The organism is Thermoanaerobaculia bacterium (assembly GCA_018057705.1).
Lineage (GTDB): Bacteria > Acidobacteriota > Thermoanaerobaculia > Multivoradales > JAGPDF01 > JAGPDF01.
Map to the genome: position 1 here is coordinate 5,248 of JAGPDF010000015.1, position 15,230 is coordinate 20,477.

15 protein-coding genes are annotated in these 15,230 nt (G+C 66.7%); 11 read left to right on the forward strand and 4 right to left on the reverse strand.

The genetic code is table 11. The features are described from left to right. A partial coding sequence (locus KBI44_06900; GenBank protein ID MBP9144194.1) for a PAS domain-containing protein occupies window positions 1–126 on the reverse strand: 126 nt, incomplete at its 3' end. A gap of 229 nt (window positions 127–355) precedes the next feature. Here KBI44_06900 and KBI44_06905 point away from each other — a divergent pair. From KBI44_06905 to KBI44_06935, 7 genes are all read left to right on the forward strand, one after another. Then, the gene (locus KBI44_06905; GenBank protein MBP9144195.1) at window positions 356–2,455 is read left to right on the forward strand and encodes a 2-oxoisovalerate dehydrogenase; all 2,100 of its coding nucleotides are present in this window, start codon (window positions 356–358) and stop codon (window positions 2,453–2,455) included. A 129-nt stretch (window positions 2,456–2,584) separates the two neighbouring features. Next, a complete protein-coding gene (locus tag KBI44_06910) occupies window positions 2,585–3,757 on the forward strand; it encodes an MFS transporter (GenBank protein MBP9144196.1) in 1,173 nt (390 codons plus the stop codon). Then, complete coding sequence (locus KBI44_06915) at window positions 3,750–5,984, forward strand: molybdopterin oxidoreductase family protein (protein ID MBP9144197.1); 2,235 nt, start codon at window positions 3,750–3,752, stop codon at window positions 5,982–5,984. Before KBI44_06910 ends, KBI44_06915 begins: the two co-directional genes overlap by 8 nt. Window positions 5,985–6,024: 40 nt before the next feature. Next, window positions 6,025–6,669 (forward strand): 4Fe-4S binding protein, encoded by a 645-nt coding sequence (locus tag KBI44_06920; GenBank protein ID MBP9144198.1) that lies wholly within the window; start codon window positions 6,025–6,027, stop codon window positions 6,667–6,669. Further along, window positions 6,666–7,211 (forward strand): Rieske (2Fe-2S) protein, encoded by a 546-nt coding sequence (locus tag KBI44_06925; protein ID MBP9144199.1) that lies wholly within the window; start codon window positions 6,666–6,668, stop codon window positions 7,209–7,211. The genes KBI44_06920 and KBI44_06925 overlap by 4 nt, the downstream gene beginning before the upstream one ends. Then, window positions 7,208–7,435, forward strand: a complete 228-nt coding sequence (locus KBI44_06930; protein MBP9144200.1) for a hypothetical protein — start codon at window positions 7,208–7,210, stop codon at window positions 7,433–7,435. The genes KBI44_06925 and KBI44_06930 overlap by 4 nt, the downstream gene beginning before the upstream one ends. 19 nt (window positions 7,436–7,454) lie before the next feature. Beyond that, window positions 7,455–8,546 (forward strand): tellurite resistance/C4-dicarboxylate transporter family protein, encoded by a 1,092-nt coding sequence (locus KBI44_06935; protein ID MBP9144201.1) that lies wholly within the window; start codon window positions 7,455–7,457, stop codon window positions 8,544–8,546. Window positions 8,547–8,565: 19 nt separating this feature from the next. Here the strand turns inward: KBI44_06935 and KBI44_06940 are convergent, their stop codons facing one another. Together KBI44_06940 and KBI44_06945 are read right to left on the reverse strand one after the other, a co-directional pair. Continuing rightward, the gene (locus KBI44_06940; protein MBP9144202.1) at window positions 8,566–9,741 is read right to left on the reverse strand and encodes an FAD-dependent oxidoreductase; all 1,176 of its coding nucleotides are present in this window, start codon (window positions 9,739–9,741) and stop codon (window positions 8,566–8,568) included. A gap of 2 nt (window positions 9,742–9,743) precedes the next feature. Further along, window positions 9,744–10,142, reverse strand: a complete 399-nt coding sequence (locus KBI44_06945) for a carboxymuconolactone decarboxylase family protein (protein MBP9144203.1) — start codon at window positions 10,140–10,142, stop codon at window positions 9,744–9,746. Between the two features lie 208 nt (window positions 10,143–10,350). Between KBI44_06945 and KBI44_06950 the strand changes: the two genes are divergently transcribed. Further along, window positions 10,351–11,013 carry a PAS domain S-box protein gene (locus KBI44_06950; protein ID MBP9144204.1) on the forward strand — a complete coding sequence of 221 codons (663 nt, stop codon included), beginning with the start codon at window positions 10,351–10,353 and terminating at the stop codon, window positions 11,011–11,013. An 18-nt stretch (window positions 11,014–11,031) separates the two neighbouring features. Here KBI44_06950 and KBI44_06955 read toward each other — a convergent pair whose 3' ends face one another. Then, window positions 11,032–12,009, reverse strand: coding sequence for an NTP transferase domain-containing protein (locus tag KBI44_06955; GenBank protein ID MBP9144205.1), 978 nt, complete (start codon window positions 12,007–12,009; stop codon window positions 11,032–11,034). Between the two features lie 140 nt (window positions 12,010–12,149). Here KBI44_06955 and KBI44_06960 point away from each other — a divergent pair, with 140 nt between their 5' ends. From KBI44_06960 to KBI44_06970, 3 genes are all read left to right on the forward strand, one after another. After that, window positions 12,150–13,091 (forward strand): DUF488 domain-containing protein, encoded by a 942-nt coding sequence (locus tag KBI44_06960; GenBank protein MBP9144206.1) that lies wholly within the window; start codon window positions 12,150–12,152, stop codon window positions 13,089–13,091. 79 nt (window positions 13,092–13,170) lie between these two features. Further along, window positions 13,171–14,277, forward strand: a complete 1,107-nt coding sequence (gene tal / locus KBI44_06965) for a transaldolase (GenBank protein MBP9144207.1) — start codon at window positions 13,171–13,173, stop codon at window positions 14,275–14,277. Continuing rightward, on the forward strand, window positions 14,274–15,227 hold the full coding sequence (locus tag KBI44_06970) for a DUF2090 domain-containing protein (GenBank protein MBP9144208.1): 954 nt from the start codon (window positions 14,274–14,276) through the stop codon (window positions 15,225–15,227). The genes tal and KBI44_06970 overlap by 4 nt, the downstream gene beginning before the upstream one ends. Window positions 15,228–15,230: the final 3 nt, after the last annotated feature.

The following is a 15,230-nucleotide window of genomic DNA, read 5'->3' on the forward strand; positions in this document are numbered from 1 at the left end:
GAAGCCGAAGACTCGCTCCGCGGCGGCGTTCCAGTATCGCACCGTGCCCTTGGGATCGCAGATCAGGATCGCGTCGGGCGAGCCGCCCAGGACGCGGGAGGGCAGATCGTCAGGGAGCGCCGGCATCCAGCTCCCAGTGGGCAGCGGCGCCTTATCCGGAGCGGTTCGTCGGCGCCGGTCCGCGGTGCCGTCGGAGTAGAGGCTAGCGGCGCCGCCTTCGTTTTCCCAGCGCTCGATCGCGATCCGGAGGGGCAGTAGTGCGTCGTGGGCGCCGAGCCCGGAACCAAGCTGAGTATCCACGATGGAAGCCTACTCTTGACTCGAAAGTGTTGTCAATATTATTATGATGTTAATCATGATATCTACCGTCAGTTTCCCTCGAAAGGCAACTCTTTGGGCTGCCGCCACCGACTCTCCGGTGCCTGCAAACCGGGAAGAGCTGGCGCGCTGGTACGGGCTCATGCACCTCGCCCGGTTGCTCGACGACAAGGCCCCGAACTACCTCAAACAGAGCCTCGGCTGGTCGTATCACGCGCCCTGTGCCGGGCACGACGGCATCCAGATCGCCCTCGGAGTCACCTTCCGCCCCGGCCACGACTATCTCTTTCCGTACTACCGCGACCTCGCGACCTGTCTTGCCGCCGGGCTCTCCGCGGAGGAGATCCTGCTCAACGGGATGTCCAAGCGCGACGACGTCGCATCGGGCGGCCGACACATGTCGAACCACTTCGCGAAGCCGGCGATCCACGTCCAGAACGTCTCGTCTGCCGTTGCAAACCACGCGCAGCATGCTGCAGGCCTGGCCCGGGCGGTGAAGACTTACGGAGCGGACGCGGTGGTCTACTGTTCCCTGGGTGAGTCGTCCACTTCGGAAGGCTATTTCTACGAGGCCGTCAATGGTGCCTCGCGCGAGAAGCTTCCGGTCATCTTCGTGGTGCAAGACAACGGCTACGGTATCTCCGTGCCGAAGAGCGACCAGACCGCAAACCGCTTCGCGTCGGACAACTTCTCGGGCTTTCGCAACCTGGAGATCCTGCACTGCGACGGCACGGACCTATTCGACTCGCTGCGCGCCTTGCGCGCGGCGGTGAAGTTCGTGGCCTCGGGAGCCGGCTGCGTGATCGTGCACGCCGAGTGCGTGCGTATCCACTCGCACTCGAACTCCGACCGGCACGAGCTCTATCGCTCCACCGAGGAGCTCGCCGCGGCGGCGGCGCGCGACCCGCTCCCGCGCTTGCGTTCTGTTCTGGAGGCGAGTGGCGACTTCACCGCGCCGGAGCTCGACGCGATCGAAGCGGCGAACCGGAGGATCTACGAAGAGGCCGCGGAACGCGCCCGCCGGGCGCCCGATCCAGACCCGGAGTCGATCTTCGAGCATGTCCTGCCCGAGCCCTGGGTGCCTGCAGGTACCGGGCTCGCGGACTCGGTCATGACGCCCGACAACGTCGGCGGCCGGCCCGCGCCCGAGATGACGATGCTCCAGGCAATCAACGGGACCCTCAAAGAGCTTTTCCGCGAGAACCCCGATACCTTTCTCTGGGGTCAGGACGTCGCCTACAAGGACAAGGGCGGGATCTTCAACGTAACCAAGGGCATGCAGGCGGAGTTCGGAGCGCGCCGGGTGTTCAACGGCCCGATTGCCGAGGACTTCATCCTCGGCACCGCGGACGGGTTCTCGCGTTGGAGTGACAGGATACGTATTGTGGTCGAGGGCGCGGAGTTCGCCGACTACTTCTGGCCCGCGGCCGAGCAGATGGTCGAGATGTCGCACGAGTACTGGCGCACCAACGGCCAGTTCGTCCCCAATGTCACCGTGCGCCTCGCCTCGGGGGGCTACATCGGCGGCGGCCTCTATCATTCGCAGAACCTCGAGGGCTGGCTCACCACGCTTCCCGGCATCCGCATCGTCGTACCGGCGTTCGCGGACGACGCGGCCGGGTTGTTGCGCACCGCCGTGCGCTCGCCAGGCATTACGGTCTACCTGGAGCCGAAGTTCCTCTACAACTCGGCGGCGGCGCGAGCGCGGGTGCCTTCGGGATTCGCCGTGCCTTTCGGCAAGGCACGTCGCCGACGCGAAGGCTCGGACCTCACCATCCTCGCTTACGGCACCGCAGTCCATCTGGCGCTCGAGGCCGCCCGAACTCTGGCTGGGGAGGGTAAGAGCATCGAAGTGCTCGACCTGCGCTCGCTCGTACCGCTCGACTGGGAGGCCATCGCGGTCTCGGTGAGCAAGACCTCGCGGGCGCTCATCGTGCACGAGGACAAGGTGCACGGAGGCTTTGGCGGCGAGCTCGCGGCGCGAATCGTCTCGGAGCTTTTCCCGGCTCTCGACGCTCCGGTCGACCGCGTCGGCTCTACCTTCACGCCGGTGGGTTTCCATCGCGTGCTCGAACGCGCCATCCTGCCCGACGTCGCGCGGGTCCTGAACGCGGCCCGCAAGACCTTGGCGTACTGATCGAAGGAACATTGTGGCTGCGCAACCCGACGAAGCCGGGAGTCCACGGCACGAAGGCTGCGGTCGCACCCAACGCCAGATCATTGTTCGAGCAGAGGCGTACGCATAAGATGGTCGAGGGGACTCAGATTGAGCGAGGAGATCCGACGACGAGGTATCGCCCCTGAGGCTCTCCGAGCCGGCGCCTGGGGCGTCGCGGTCACGGGGCTGGTGGGTGCAGCCATCGTCGGCGGCTCGCGCAACCTCGCCCACTTCGACGCCGCGCTCGTCGCCTACACCTTCTCGATTCTCTTCGCCACTTTCGGGCTCACCTATCGCTACGCGATGTGGCTCGAGCGCCCGCCCACCGCGCTCTACTGGAGGCGTGGGTGGCAGGTCGTCTTTCGCCGCGGCTCGGGCGGACGCCGCCTGCGGAACCTCGGGCGCGGTCTCGGGCAGGCATTCTCCGACATCGCTCTCAACCGCTTCATCTGGGCGCGCGGCTGGCTCCGCGGCCTGACCCACATGCTGATTCTCTGGGGTTGCCTGCTCGCGGTCGCGATTACTTTTCCGCTGGTCTTCGGCTGGCTCATGTTCGAGTCGGTGCCTGGGAGTCCAGAGGTCTACCGCGTCTTCGCCTTCGGCTTTCCGACGTTTTCCTTTCCGAGCGGGTCGCTCATCGGCTTCCTCATGTTTCACGGGCTGGTCTGGGCATCCTTTCTGGTGATCGCGGGAGTCATGCTAGCCATGCGCCGCCGCATGCGCGAAGAAGGGGCTGCGGCCCTGCAGAGCTTCCACGAGGACTTCCTCCCGCTCTTCCTGCTCTTCGCGGTGAGCCTGACCGGCCTCATGCTCACCGCGAGTTACACCTGGATGCGGGGATACGCCTACGATTTTCTCGCCATCCTGCACGCCGTGACGGTGATCTTCACCTTCCTCTGGCTGCCGTTCGGCAAGTTCTTTCATGTCTTTCAGCGCCCGGCGCAGCTCGCGGTGCGTTTCTACAAGCAGGTCGGCCGCGACGAAGAGGCGGCGGTTTGCCGCCGCTGCGGTCACGGCTTCACCTCGAAGATGCACGCCGAAGACCTGATCGATGTCGAACGCCGTCTCGGTTTCGACTATGCGATCGCCGGTGCCGCCGGGCACTATCAGTGGATCTGCCCCCCCTGCCGGCGGGCGCTCCTCGCTGGCGCGCAGGGCGCCGCCTGGCGCGGCGTGCGCGGCGGTACGCTGGTCGCCCCGGGTTCGGCGCCGGCCTATGTCAATCCTGGTCTCGGCGAGGGGCCGCTCGGCCGCGACGACGCGGAGAACTTCCATGGCTAGATTGACTGCGCTCGATCCGCCGGCCGACGATCCCTTCGGCCCGCATGCGGCTTACTCGGCGGGCCCCCGGCTCGACACTGGCGTCGTACCCGATCGGATCGTCGACACCCATTGCTGCTTCTGCGGCCAGCAATGCGGCATCCGCCTGAAGGTCAAGGACGAGCAGGTCATCGGCTTCGAGCCGCGCTACGACTTCCCGTTCAATCGCGGAATGCTCTGCCCGAAAGGGATCAAGCGCTACCTGCAGGGCGCCCATCCCGATCGCCTGCTTGCGGCGCACGAGCGCGACGAGAGCTCCCCTGGAGGTTTCCGCCCGATCGCCTACGAACGCGCGATCGAACGGACGGCGGGCGAGATCCGGCGGATTCAGGAGAGTTACGGGCGCGATGCCATGGCGGTCCTTTCCGGCGCCTCGCTCACCACCGAGAAGGCCTACCTCGTGGGCAAGTTCGCCCACATGGCGCTCGGCACCTCGAACATCGACTACAACGGGCGTCTCTGCATGGTGTCGGCGGGCGCCGGGAACTCCAAGGCGTTCGGCGTCGACCGCGCCGCGAACCCCTGGTCGGACATTCTCGGCGCCGAGCTGATCTGGATCTCGGGAGCGAATGTCGCCGAATGTGCACCGATCACCACGGACTATGTCTGGCAGGCGCGCGAGCGCGGCGCGCGAGTCATCGTTGTCGATCCGCGCCTGACGCCGATCGCCCGCACCTGCGATCTTTTCCTGCCCATCAAGCCCGGGCGCGACGCCGCTCTCTTCAACGGCATCCTGCACCTGATGATCGAGCACGGTTGGGTCGACCGCGATTTCGTCGCCAGCCAGACCGTCGGTTTCGACGATCTGGCCCGGACCGTCGCCGAGTGGACACCGGCGCGGACGGCCGCGGTCACCGGCATCACCGAATCGGCGATCCGCCAGGCCGCGGAGTGGTGGGGAACGGCGCAGAGCAGCTTCCTGATGCATGCGCGCGGCATCGAGCATTCGAGCCACGGCGTGCAGAACGTTCTCGGTGCGATCAACATGGTGCTGGCCTCGGGGCGGATCGGGCGGGAATTCTGTGGCTACGCCACGATCACCGGCCAGGGCAACGGCCAGGGTGGCCGCGAGCACGGGCAGAAGTGCGATCAGCTCCCAGGGGGCCGCAAGCTCGCCGACCCGGAGGCGCGCGACTACATCGCCGGCGTCTGGGGGATGCCGGTCGAAGAGATGCCGCAGCCCGGCGTCGACGCCTACGAAATTTTCCGCCGGATCGAGCGCGGCGAGATCAAAGGCCTCCTCTCGCTCTGCTTCAATCCGGTGGTGTCGCTCCCGGACAGCGACTACGTCCGCAGGATGTTGGCGAAGCTCGACTTCTACGTGGCGATCGAATTCTTCCTGAGCGAGAGTGCTCGCCACGCCGACATCGTCCTGCCCGGGTCGCTGCAGGAGGAGGACGAGGGCACGGTGACGACCGCCGAGGGGCGGGTGATCAAGATCAACAAGGCGATCGCCTGCCCGGGCGAGGCGCGCGAAGACTGGCGAATCATCCAGGATCTGGCGCGCGCCATCGGTCGTGAGCGCGGTTTCACGTTCGCCGGGCCGCGCGCCATGTTCGAGGAGCTCCGGGTCGCGTCGAAGGGCGGCATCGCCGACTATTCCGGGATCACCTGGGAGAAAATCGAGCGCCAACAAGGCGTGTTCTGGCCTTGCCCGAGCGAGAATCACGCCGGCACGCCGCGCCTCTTCGAGCCGGGCTCGTGGAACGTCGTCGCGCAAGGCAAGGGCCCGTTCTATTTCCCCGACGGCAAAGCCCGTTTCAACACCGCGACCTATTCGCCCCCGACGGAAGATATCGACGACGAGTTCCCGATCATTCTCACCAGCGGCCGCCTCGTCAGCCAGTTCCTGTCGGGCACCCAGACGCGCAGGATCGGTCCGTTGCTCGACATGGATCCCGAGCCGTTCATCGAGCTCCATCCGCGCCTCGCCGAGAAGCTCTCGATCGGCGACGGGATGTGGGCGACGGCCGAGACGCGGCGCGGCCGCCTGACGCTCAAGGCACGAGTGGTCGCGACCATCCGGCCCGACACCATCTTCGTCCCCTATCATTGGCCCGGCAAGCGCAGCGTCAACCGCCTCACGATCTCCGCCCAGGATCCGATCTCGAAGATTCCCGAGTTCAAGGCCTGCGCGGCGCGTCTCCGTGCAGCGACGGCCGAAGAAGTGCGCGAGGCCCGCGCTTGAGCCTCGCGGGCACCCTTCCCGTCCGCGGAGCTTCCCGCTGATGCCGGTACCCGCGCAGTACAACTTCTACATCGACCCGGCCCGCTGCATCGGCTGCAACGCCTGCGTCCAGGCCTGCTCGGAGTGCGATACGCACAAGGGGCAGTCGATGATCCAGCTCGACTTCATCGACCGCTCGCTCTCGCCGCAGACGGTGCCGGTGATTTGCATGCACTGCGACCAGCCGACCTGCGCCGAAGTCTGCCCGGCCGACGCCATCAAACGCACCGAGGACGGGGTCGTGCAGACGGCTCGCAAGGCGCGGTGCATTGCGTGCAACAACTGCGTGCTCGCCTGCCCGTTCGGCGTGCCGAAGATGCACGACGAGGCCAACCTGATGATGAAGTGCGACATGTGTTACGACCGGACTTCGCAGGGCTTGAAGCCGATGTGCGCCTCGGTCTGCCCGAGCCAGGCGCTGTTCTTCGGCACCCGCGAGGAGTTCGAACGCCTGCGCCCCAACTCTCAGCCGGTCGACACATTTCGCTTCGGCGCCCAGCAGGTCACGACCAAGGTGAAGATGGTCGTGCCGAAGTCCTTCGCCGGGAACCTGCTGCAGATCACGGCACCTCTCGAGCGCGGCGCTCCGAGCGCCGCGCCGGTCGATCCCTTGCTCGCGAACTACTTCGAGGAGACTTCGCTTTGAGCCGTCGTGACCCGGACGAGCTCACGATTGCGCCGGACGGCCGGCCGATGGAGGAGCAGCCGAAGTGGCGCCGGGACTTTCCCGTCGATGTTCCCCAGGATCAGTACGTCGCGCGGCGCGAGTTCACCAAGTTCCTCGCTCTCACCAGCTTCGCCTTCGTCGCCGGTCAGGCCTGGATTCTCGCCAAGAGCTATCTCGGCAAGCGGGTCGGCCCGCGCGAGCTCGCCGTTGCCCGTCTCTCGGAGTTGCCAGTTGGCGCGACCCTGGAGTTCGACTTTCCGGGCCCGGGCGAGCCGAAGCTCCTGGTCCGCTTGAGCGAGCGCGAGCTCGTGGCGTTCGACCAACGCTGCACCCATCTCTCCTGTCCGGTCATCCCGCAAGTGGAGCAGGGTCGCTTCCACTGCCCCTGCCACTCCGGCAACTTCGACCTCGTCACCGGCCGGCCGATCTCCGGCCCGCCGCGCCGGCCGCTGCCCAAAGTGGAGCTCGAAATCCGCGGCGATCAGGTCTTCGCCGTCGGTATCACGGAGCGCACAGCGTGAACGGCCGGCGACGATTTACGCGGGCCGAGAAAGTCCCGATCCTCTCGGGCATCGTCGCGATCGTGGTGCTGATCGTCGTGCTGCAGCTCTGGCTCCTTACCGCGACGATGAACGCGTATCTCGGCGGAGATCGTGGCGCTGCACTTCCCGCCGCCGTGGCCAGCTCGGTCTGTTTCGTGCTCATCCTCGGCCTGCTGCGCTACGTCTACCGGCTCGATCGCTGATCGGCGAAGCGGCGAACGAATGACCGGGGCTGGAGTCGAGACGCTGCGCGGTCGGTTCAGCCAGGTGATCGCGACGCTCTTTCCGGGTTACTTCGCCCTGGTGATGGCGACGGGCATCGTCTCGATCGCCAGTCAGCTCCTCGGCTTTCCGGTACCGGCGCGGCTGCTCCTGGCGGCGAATCTCGTCTTCTACGCGATCCTTCTCGCACTGACTTGCGTGCGGGCCGTCCGCTTTCCCCGGCGCCTGCTCGCTGATCTCGCCGATCACTCTCGGGGCCCGGGATATTTCACCCTGGTGGCGGCGACGAACGTTCTCGGCAGCCAGTGTCTGCGTGTCGCCGGCTGGCGAGGCGCCGCAGAGGTGTGCTTCGCCGCCGGGCTTGGCCTGTGGGTGCTAGTGATGTACTCCTTCTTCCTCGCCGTCGTCGTGCGCGAAAACAAGCCGACGCTGGGTCAGGGAATCAACGGCGCCTGGTTGCTGGCGACGGTGTCGACGCAGTCGGTCGCGGTCCTCGGGGCGAGCCTGGTGGATCCGTTCGGCTGGTCCGCGCCGATCGTGCTCTTCGGCGCCCTGGTTCTGTTTCTGATCGGTTGCATGCTCTACCTGTCGATCATTACCCTCATCTTCTATCGCTTCACTTTTCTCGAGCTCGAGACCGCGACCCTCACCCCGCCCTATTGGATCAGCATGGGAGCGGTGGCGATCACCGCGCTCGCCGGCGCCACCTTGCTGCTCGCCGCCGATCGCTCTCCGCTGCTCTCCGAGCTTGCGCCGTTCCTGCGCGGCTTCACGCTCTTCTTCTGGGCGGCGGGCAGCTGGTGGATCCCGCTGCTGTTGCTGCTCGGCGCCTGGCGCCACCTCTGGCGCCGGCACGCGCTCACCTATGACCCGCAGTATTGGGCGATGGTCTTCCCACTCGGGATGTACGCCGCCGCCACCTGGCAGCTCGCCGCCGCGCTTCCCATGCCACCGCTCGCCGCGCTGGCTCGCGCCACGCTGCCGGTCGCGTTGTTCGCCTGGGCCGCCACCGCACTGGGCATGGTCCACTCCTGGTGGCGGTGGAGCCGCGAGTACCGAAGCGGGCGGCCACAGGGAAACGAGGCGGCTTGATTCTGTTTGACCCTCCCCATCAGGCCGGCAGCCTGCCAACCAGCTCTCTAGAACCGAGCGGCCCGGGCTCGGCGATTAGTGAGCGAGCGGCGTCGACCTGGTCCCAGGTGTTCCACAGCAGGATCCCGCGCACCCTGCGCTCGCGCAAGTAGTAGACCACTCCCTTGCGAAAGGGCTCGCGCCAGTCCGCTACCATCTCCCCGCGGGGGTCCATCTGCCCGACAGCTTCGTAGCCGAGCTCGAACAGGTCCGAGTAGAAGAACGGCAGGTGCGAGTAGGACGCGGGATCGCCCGCCATGGCGCGGCCCGCCGCGTGGCCCATGGTGACCGCATTGTCCTCGTGCTCGACGCGCATGCGGCCGAGCGACGGCGCGTCGAAGCGAGCGACGTCGCCGGCGGCGAAGACGTCGGGATGAGAGGTTCGCAGGCCCGCGTCCACGATGATTCCGTCATCGACTTCGAGGCCGGACTGCGTGGCCAGATCCGTGTTGGGCACGATGCCGATGCCGGCCACGACCGCGTCCACGGTGACCTTGCGCCCACTCTTGGTCTCGAGCACCTGTTGCGAGCCGCTCCGGCTCAGGCCGGTCACCCTCTCGCCCCGCAGGGCTTCTACGCCGTGTTCCGCGTAGTAGCCGACCAGGAACCGAGCCAGGTCGGCAGGGAAAAGCCGCGCACCGATCCCGTCTTCAGGGAAGAGCAGCGTCACTTTGCTCCCTTGCATGGCGAGGGCGGCTGCGACCTCGGAGCCGATGAAGCCGCCGCCGATCACCGCGAAGCTCTTACCCTGCTCGGCCATGGCGTGAAGGCGGCGGAAGTCGGCGAGAGTGCGGAAGTAGATCGTCTCCTCGCCGCCGAACGGCAGGTGTCGTGGCGTGCCGCCGGTCGCGATGAGGAGCTTCTCGAAGGTGTACTCCGCGCCGTCATTGTCGGTCACCTTCTTGCCGTGCAAGTCGAGAGCCGTTGCACGCCGGCCGAGGAGGAGGTCCACTCCATGCTCGGCGGTGTTCCTCCACACGCTCTCCAGCGGATCCCCCTTCCAGAGCCCCTTGGAGAGCGGTGGCCGGGCGTACGGCGGGTCGGTCTCTTCGCCGATGAGCCCGATGGGGCGGACGGCGTCGAGCTCGCGAATGCCGCGCACCGCGGCATCCGCCGCCATGCCGCCGCCGAGGATGAGGTACGGATAGTGTGCCATCTTCATGCTCCTTTCATCGCCTGCCGCTTACCGGCTCCGGGCGACTGCTCGCCTGACGTCGTCGTCTGTTCCTCTTTCGTTTCGCGGGAGTGCGCCAGGCTGTCCAGAGCGAGGGCGGAATGCGCGTAGGCGGCTCCGGCACGCATCTCCGCAGCCACCCAGATCGCCTCCATGATCTCCTCGGGTGCGGCGCCGTGACGTTCGGCAGCACGGGTATGGGCGCGAATGCAGTACGGGCACTGCGTAACGTGCGCGACAGCGACCGCGATCAGCTGCTTCGCTTTCACCGGCAGCGCCCCGTCTGCGAAAACGCTCTGGCTGAAGGCCCGGAAGGTATCGGCAGGCCCGGGGGCCAGTCGGCGGCGTTTCTCGGCGAGGTCGAGGGTCGAGCGAGGGTACATCTCGTGGGGTTCCGGCATGGGCTGCTCCCTTCAGGATCCTCCCGTCACCGCGGCGTTTGACGCGGCCGCGGCACGACTGCATGATGGGAGACGGCGGAATCCACCGCAATGGTCGGTTCGTACCGTGCCGGTACCCAATTGGCTCATGCGTGCCTGTTGGGGCGGCCTCCGGGAGGACGCCACGCCTGTTCCGCGCAGAGGAGCGACAATGCTGGAAGCGGAGATATTCACCTTGCTCGAGCAGACGGCCGATGCCGCGTATTCGGTCACCGAGGAGGGCGAAATCTGCTCCTGGAACAACGCCGCCGAAGAGCTCTTTGGCTATCCCGCCGGGGAGGTTCTGGGCCGCAACATCCACGAGGTGCTCGAGGCTCGCGACGCCCTGGGCACCCAAGTGCTCGCGGGCGACGGTGAGGCTGCGGTCCGCCGATGGAACCGGACGTCCCCGGGGATCCCCAACTTCGATCTCGAGGTCCGCACGCGGTCCGACCGGCGGATCTGGGTGAACGTCTCGACGATCGTGCTCGACCCTCCGCGCTCGGGGCGCCGCCTCTTCCTGCGGCTGGCACGTGATATCTCCCAGCGCCGTCGCGACGCGGAGCTCCTTCAGCGGGTGCTGGGAGCCGCCCGCCAGCTCGTGGCGGTCGCCGGCGACTCGTCCAGCCATGCGCAGATCGAGCCGCTCTCCGACCAGGAGATTCGGATCCTGAAGCTGTTCGCCGAGGGCCGCGACTCCACCGGCATCGCCCGCATGCTGAAGATTTCCGCGCATACGCTGCGCAACCACCTCCACCACATCAACCGCAAGCTCCGCACCCATAGCCGCCTCGAGGCGGTAACCCACGCGCAGCGGCGCGGGCTGATCGACTAGCTGCGGCGCCGGCCCAGCTCACAGCTGCACCGCGCTCGCCACGCTCGGTTGCCCGGGCGGCGCATCGATAAGAACTCCGTCAAGTATCGGAGAGGCCTCGCGGGTCGGGAGGGCGGGTTTCTTGCCGAGCCTCCTGAGGCTCTCCGCTACGCGCTCCGGGCGGCCCCAGTCACTCCACTCGATGTTGGCGAGTGACAGGACCAGGGCAGCTTCTGGACAGCGCTGCACTAGATCCCGCGAGAAGTCGGCATGCGGCATCCGGTGATAGGCCCGGCTGATGGCGCGATCGATCTCTGCCTTGGAGGGCTCTCCGAGCGAAGCGCCGAGCTCGCGGCAGAGAGCATAGAGCGGAAGCATCATTTCGGGCAGGAGTTGCTGGCCCAGCCGCCACAGAGTGTCGACGCGGGCGGCAAAGATCATGGTGTTCCACAGCCCCCCGCGGGCGAGGAACCGCTCGGCTCGCTCGCGGTCAGGCTTCTCCTCGAAACCAGCCACCGGCCGAAGTGGGAGCGAGTGCTGCTGAGTGGCGGGCAGGATCCAGCCGAAGTCGGTCTCGGGCCAGAGCGGCCTGGCGCCCAGCATTACCAATCTCCCTGGCTGCTCGGCCGCTTCGCGGCATGCGGCTTCGGCCAGGGCGATGAAGTCCGCCTTGGGATGGATGAAGTGATCCGACGGCATGACGACGACCGTCGCCGAGGGGTCGCGGGCAGCGACGAGCGCGGTTGGCAGGAAGATGCCCGGCGCCGTACCGCGATCGGCTGGCTGTTCGATGACCGCCCCTGGCGCTGGCTCCTCGATGCCGTCGAGGAATTGGAGATGCCCTCGGCCCACGATGGTGGTCACTTGGTCCGGCGGAGCCATGGCCCGCGCGCGGTCCCACGTATGGCCGAGCATGGAACGGCGGCCGGAGAACGCGCAGTACTGCTTCGGGCGTTCCTCACCCAGCCAGCTGCGGATGAAAGACTGCATTCGCCGCCCTTCGCCGCCCGCGAGCACGATCGGCCAGACGCTGGAACTGCTTCTCATCCTGGTCTCCTTATTCGGGCCGCCGTCGACCGCTTGGGCCCGAATCGATCCTGGTCGGACTTTGCCCCTGTGGCAATGATCTGTTTGTCCCGAGAACAAGGACGGGCGTCATGCGCGACGCACTTCGGACAATCGCGCCGGCGCACGAAGCCGGCGCTGGCGATGGGCGTGCTGCGAGTGACCGTTGGCTCCTCACACGGTACGAACGAGCCATTGCGGTTCGTGCCGAGCGCGCTCAACATGCTCTCGGAGCGCGAGCAGAGAGTGTGGCCAAGCTGCTCGTTCCGTCTTACAGGCCAGCGACTCAGTCGCAAGGAGCACCTCATGAAATCGCCCACGGTTGCAGTCGTTCTCGCGATCATTCTCGCCTTCGCAGTGGTGGGAGTGTGCGCCTTCGCAACAGCCGACACGCGGGTCGCGCCGAAGAGCGCCGTCGTTGCCGCTGGCTTCGCGGCGATTCTCGGCCTGAGGTCTTCGGTCGGCGACACCGTCGAGGGGAGGGTCGCGGTCACCCATCGTCGCGCGAAACGGGGAGCACCTCCGGCGCCGGCGGACCTGCAGCGCTATCGAAGCGTCTTGGCGATCCAGGTCTCCGTCGACGATCTCCTGGACCGGAGCAGGCGAGCCATGCAGGAAAGGACGTATCTGTGATCGCGCTGAAGCGCGCCTACGAACCGGTCACGCGCGACGATGGAGTCCGCTTCCTGGTCGAACGTCTGTGGCCCCGCGGCGTCACGAAGGAGAAGCTGAGGGTGGGTGCTTGGCTGAAGGAAGTCGCACCTACGACGGAGCTCCGGAAGTGGTTCAGCCATGATCCGGACAAGTGGTCCCGATTCCGCGCCCGCTACTTTCGCGAGCTCGACGCAGCGCCCGAGGCGTGGCGGCCACTTCTCTCCGCGGCAAGGCGCGGGACGGTGACTCTGGTCTACAGCTCTCATGACGAGCGACACAACAACGCCGTGGCGCTGAGGGACTACCTCGAGAACCGCCACGGTTCGTCGGCGAAGACGCCGCCCATGGCCACAGCTCGTACGCGGCGGATCCCGGAATGACGATGCCGTCCGGTGCGCGGGAGGGGCTGATCCCTTTCCTGAATGAAAGCAAAGCTGGCGTGCGCGACCGGAGCGATGCGTGAAGCCGACCCAACGACTGCAAGAGGTCGGGCAAAGCCTGTGGCTCGACAACATCGCTCGCGGGCTGCTGACAGATGGCACCTTGCGGCGGTACATTGCCGAGCTGTCGGTGACCGGCCTCACGTCGAACCCCACGATTTTCGATCATGCCATCAGAGATGGCGGCGCCTACGACAGCGGCATCCGCCGGAAAGCAGCTGAAGGCACGACGGGCCAGGGTTTGTTCTTCGATCTCGCCCTCGAGGACTTGACCCAGGCCGCCGAGCTCTTCCGCCCCGCTTACGACCGCACCGGGGGCGTCGATGGGTGGGTGTCGTTGGAGGTGTCGCCGCTGCTGGCCAACGATACGGCGGGGACGATCGCGGCGGCAGCGCAGCTTCACACGCGAGCCAATTGCTCCAACCTCTTCATCAAGATCCCGGGCACGCCGGAGGGTATTCCCGCGATCGAGGCGTCGATCCTCGCCGGAGTGCCGATCAATGTGACGCTCTTGTTTTCCACCGACCAGTACCTCGCGGCGGCCGAGGCCTACGTGCGAGGGCTCGAGCGGAGGCTTGCGGCCGGCCTGAATCCGCGGGTCGATTCCGTCGCGTCACTGTTCGTCAGCCGCTGGGATGTGGCGGTCAAGGACCTGGCACCCCGGGAGCTGCGCAATCGTCTGGGTATCGCCGTGGCTCGGCGCACGTACAAGGCCTACCGCGATCTTCTGGCGTCGGCCCGGTGGCGGCGATTGGCGGCCGCGGGCGCCCGAACGCAACGCCTGCTTTGGGCCAGCACGGGAACCAAGGATCCTGGTGCGCCGGATACGATGTACATTGAGGCGCTGGCCGCGCCGGAGACCATCAACACGATCCCGGACAGGACGTTGCTCGCCTTTGCCGACCACGGGCATCTGAGTGGGGAGATGCCGGCCGATGGTGGCGATGCCGAAGAGACACTCGCCTCCTTCCGGCGGATCGGGGTGGACGATACGGCCCTCGCGACCCGGCTCCAGCGCGAAGGCATTGTGTCCTTCGACCGATCGTGGCAGGAGTTGCTGGCCCGCATTGAGTCGAAAATCGCCGCGATCGAGCAGGTCGATCACTCCAGTCCGGGGCGACCATGAACGGTGGTGGAAAAAGGGCGAGGATCTCCTCGTCGCAGCGTGAGCCGGGCCTTCGCGGCTACGACCGACCGCTCTACCTGCTGCCGTTCGACCACCGGCATTCCTACTTGACCGGGATGTTCAACGCCACGCCTCCGCTGACAGCGGACGAATGTGCTGCGGTCATCGACAGCAAGCGGGTGATCTACGACGGGTTCCAGCAGGCGCTCGGCCGTGAGCTGCCGCTTGCTTCCGCCGGCATCCTGGCCGACGAGGAATTCGGCGCCGGCATCCTGCGCGACGCGGCCAGGAACGGATACGTGACTGCGTTGGCTATCGAGAAGAGCGGCTCGGACGAGTTCGAGTTCGAGTACGGCACAGAGTTCGCCGAGCACATCGAGGCGTTCGAGCCTACCTTCGCGAAGGTGCTGGTGCGCTACAACCCGGAAGGCGACGAGGCGCTCAATCAGCGGCAAACTGCCCGGCTGAGACAGATTTCCGACTACTGTCGGAGGTCGAGCCAGCTCTTCATGTTCGAGCTCCTGGTGCCAGCGACGGAGGCGCAAGACGTCGCGACCTACGATCTGCGGACGCGGCCGGGATTGATGCTTCAGGCCATCCGCAGGTTGCAGGATGCGGGTGTCGAGCCGGATGTCTGGAAGATCGAAGGGCTCGACCGCCGCGAGGACTGCGAGCGCGTCGTCGCCACCGTGCGGCGCGACGGTCGGCGCGGAGTGGGCTGCATCGTATTGGGACGCAGTGCCGATGAGAAGAAGGTAGCGGTCTGGCTCGAGACCGCCGGGTCCGTTCCGGGGTACATCGGTTTCGCGGTCGGACGGACTACCTTCTGGGAACCGGTGGCAGACTACCTGGCGCACGACACGACGCGGCCGGAGGCGGTCTTCCGCATCGCGCAACGCTACCGCGCTTGGGCGGCGATCTTCGAGCGGGCGCGGTCGGTGGCCGACTGAATC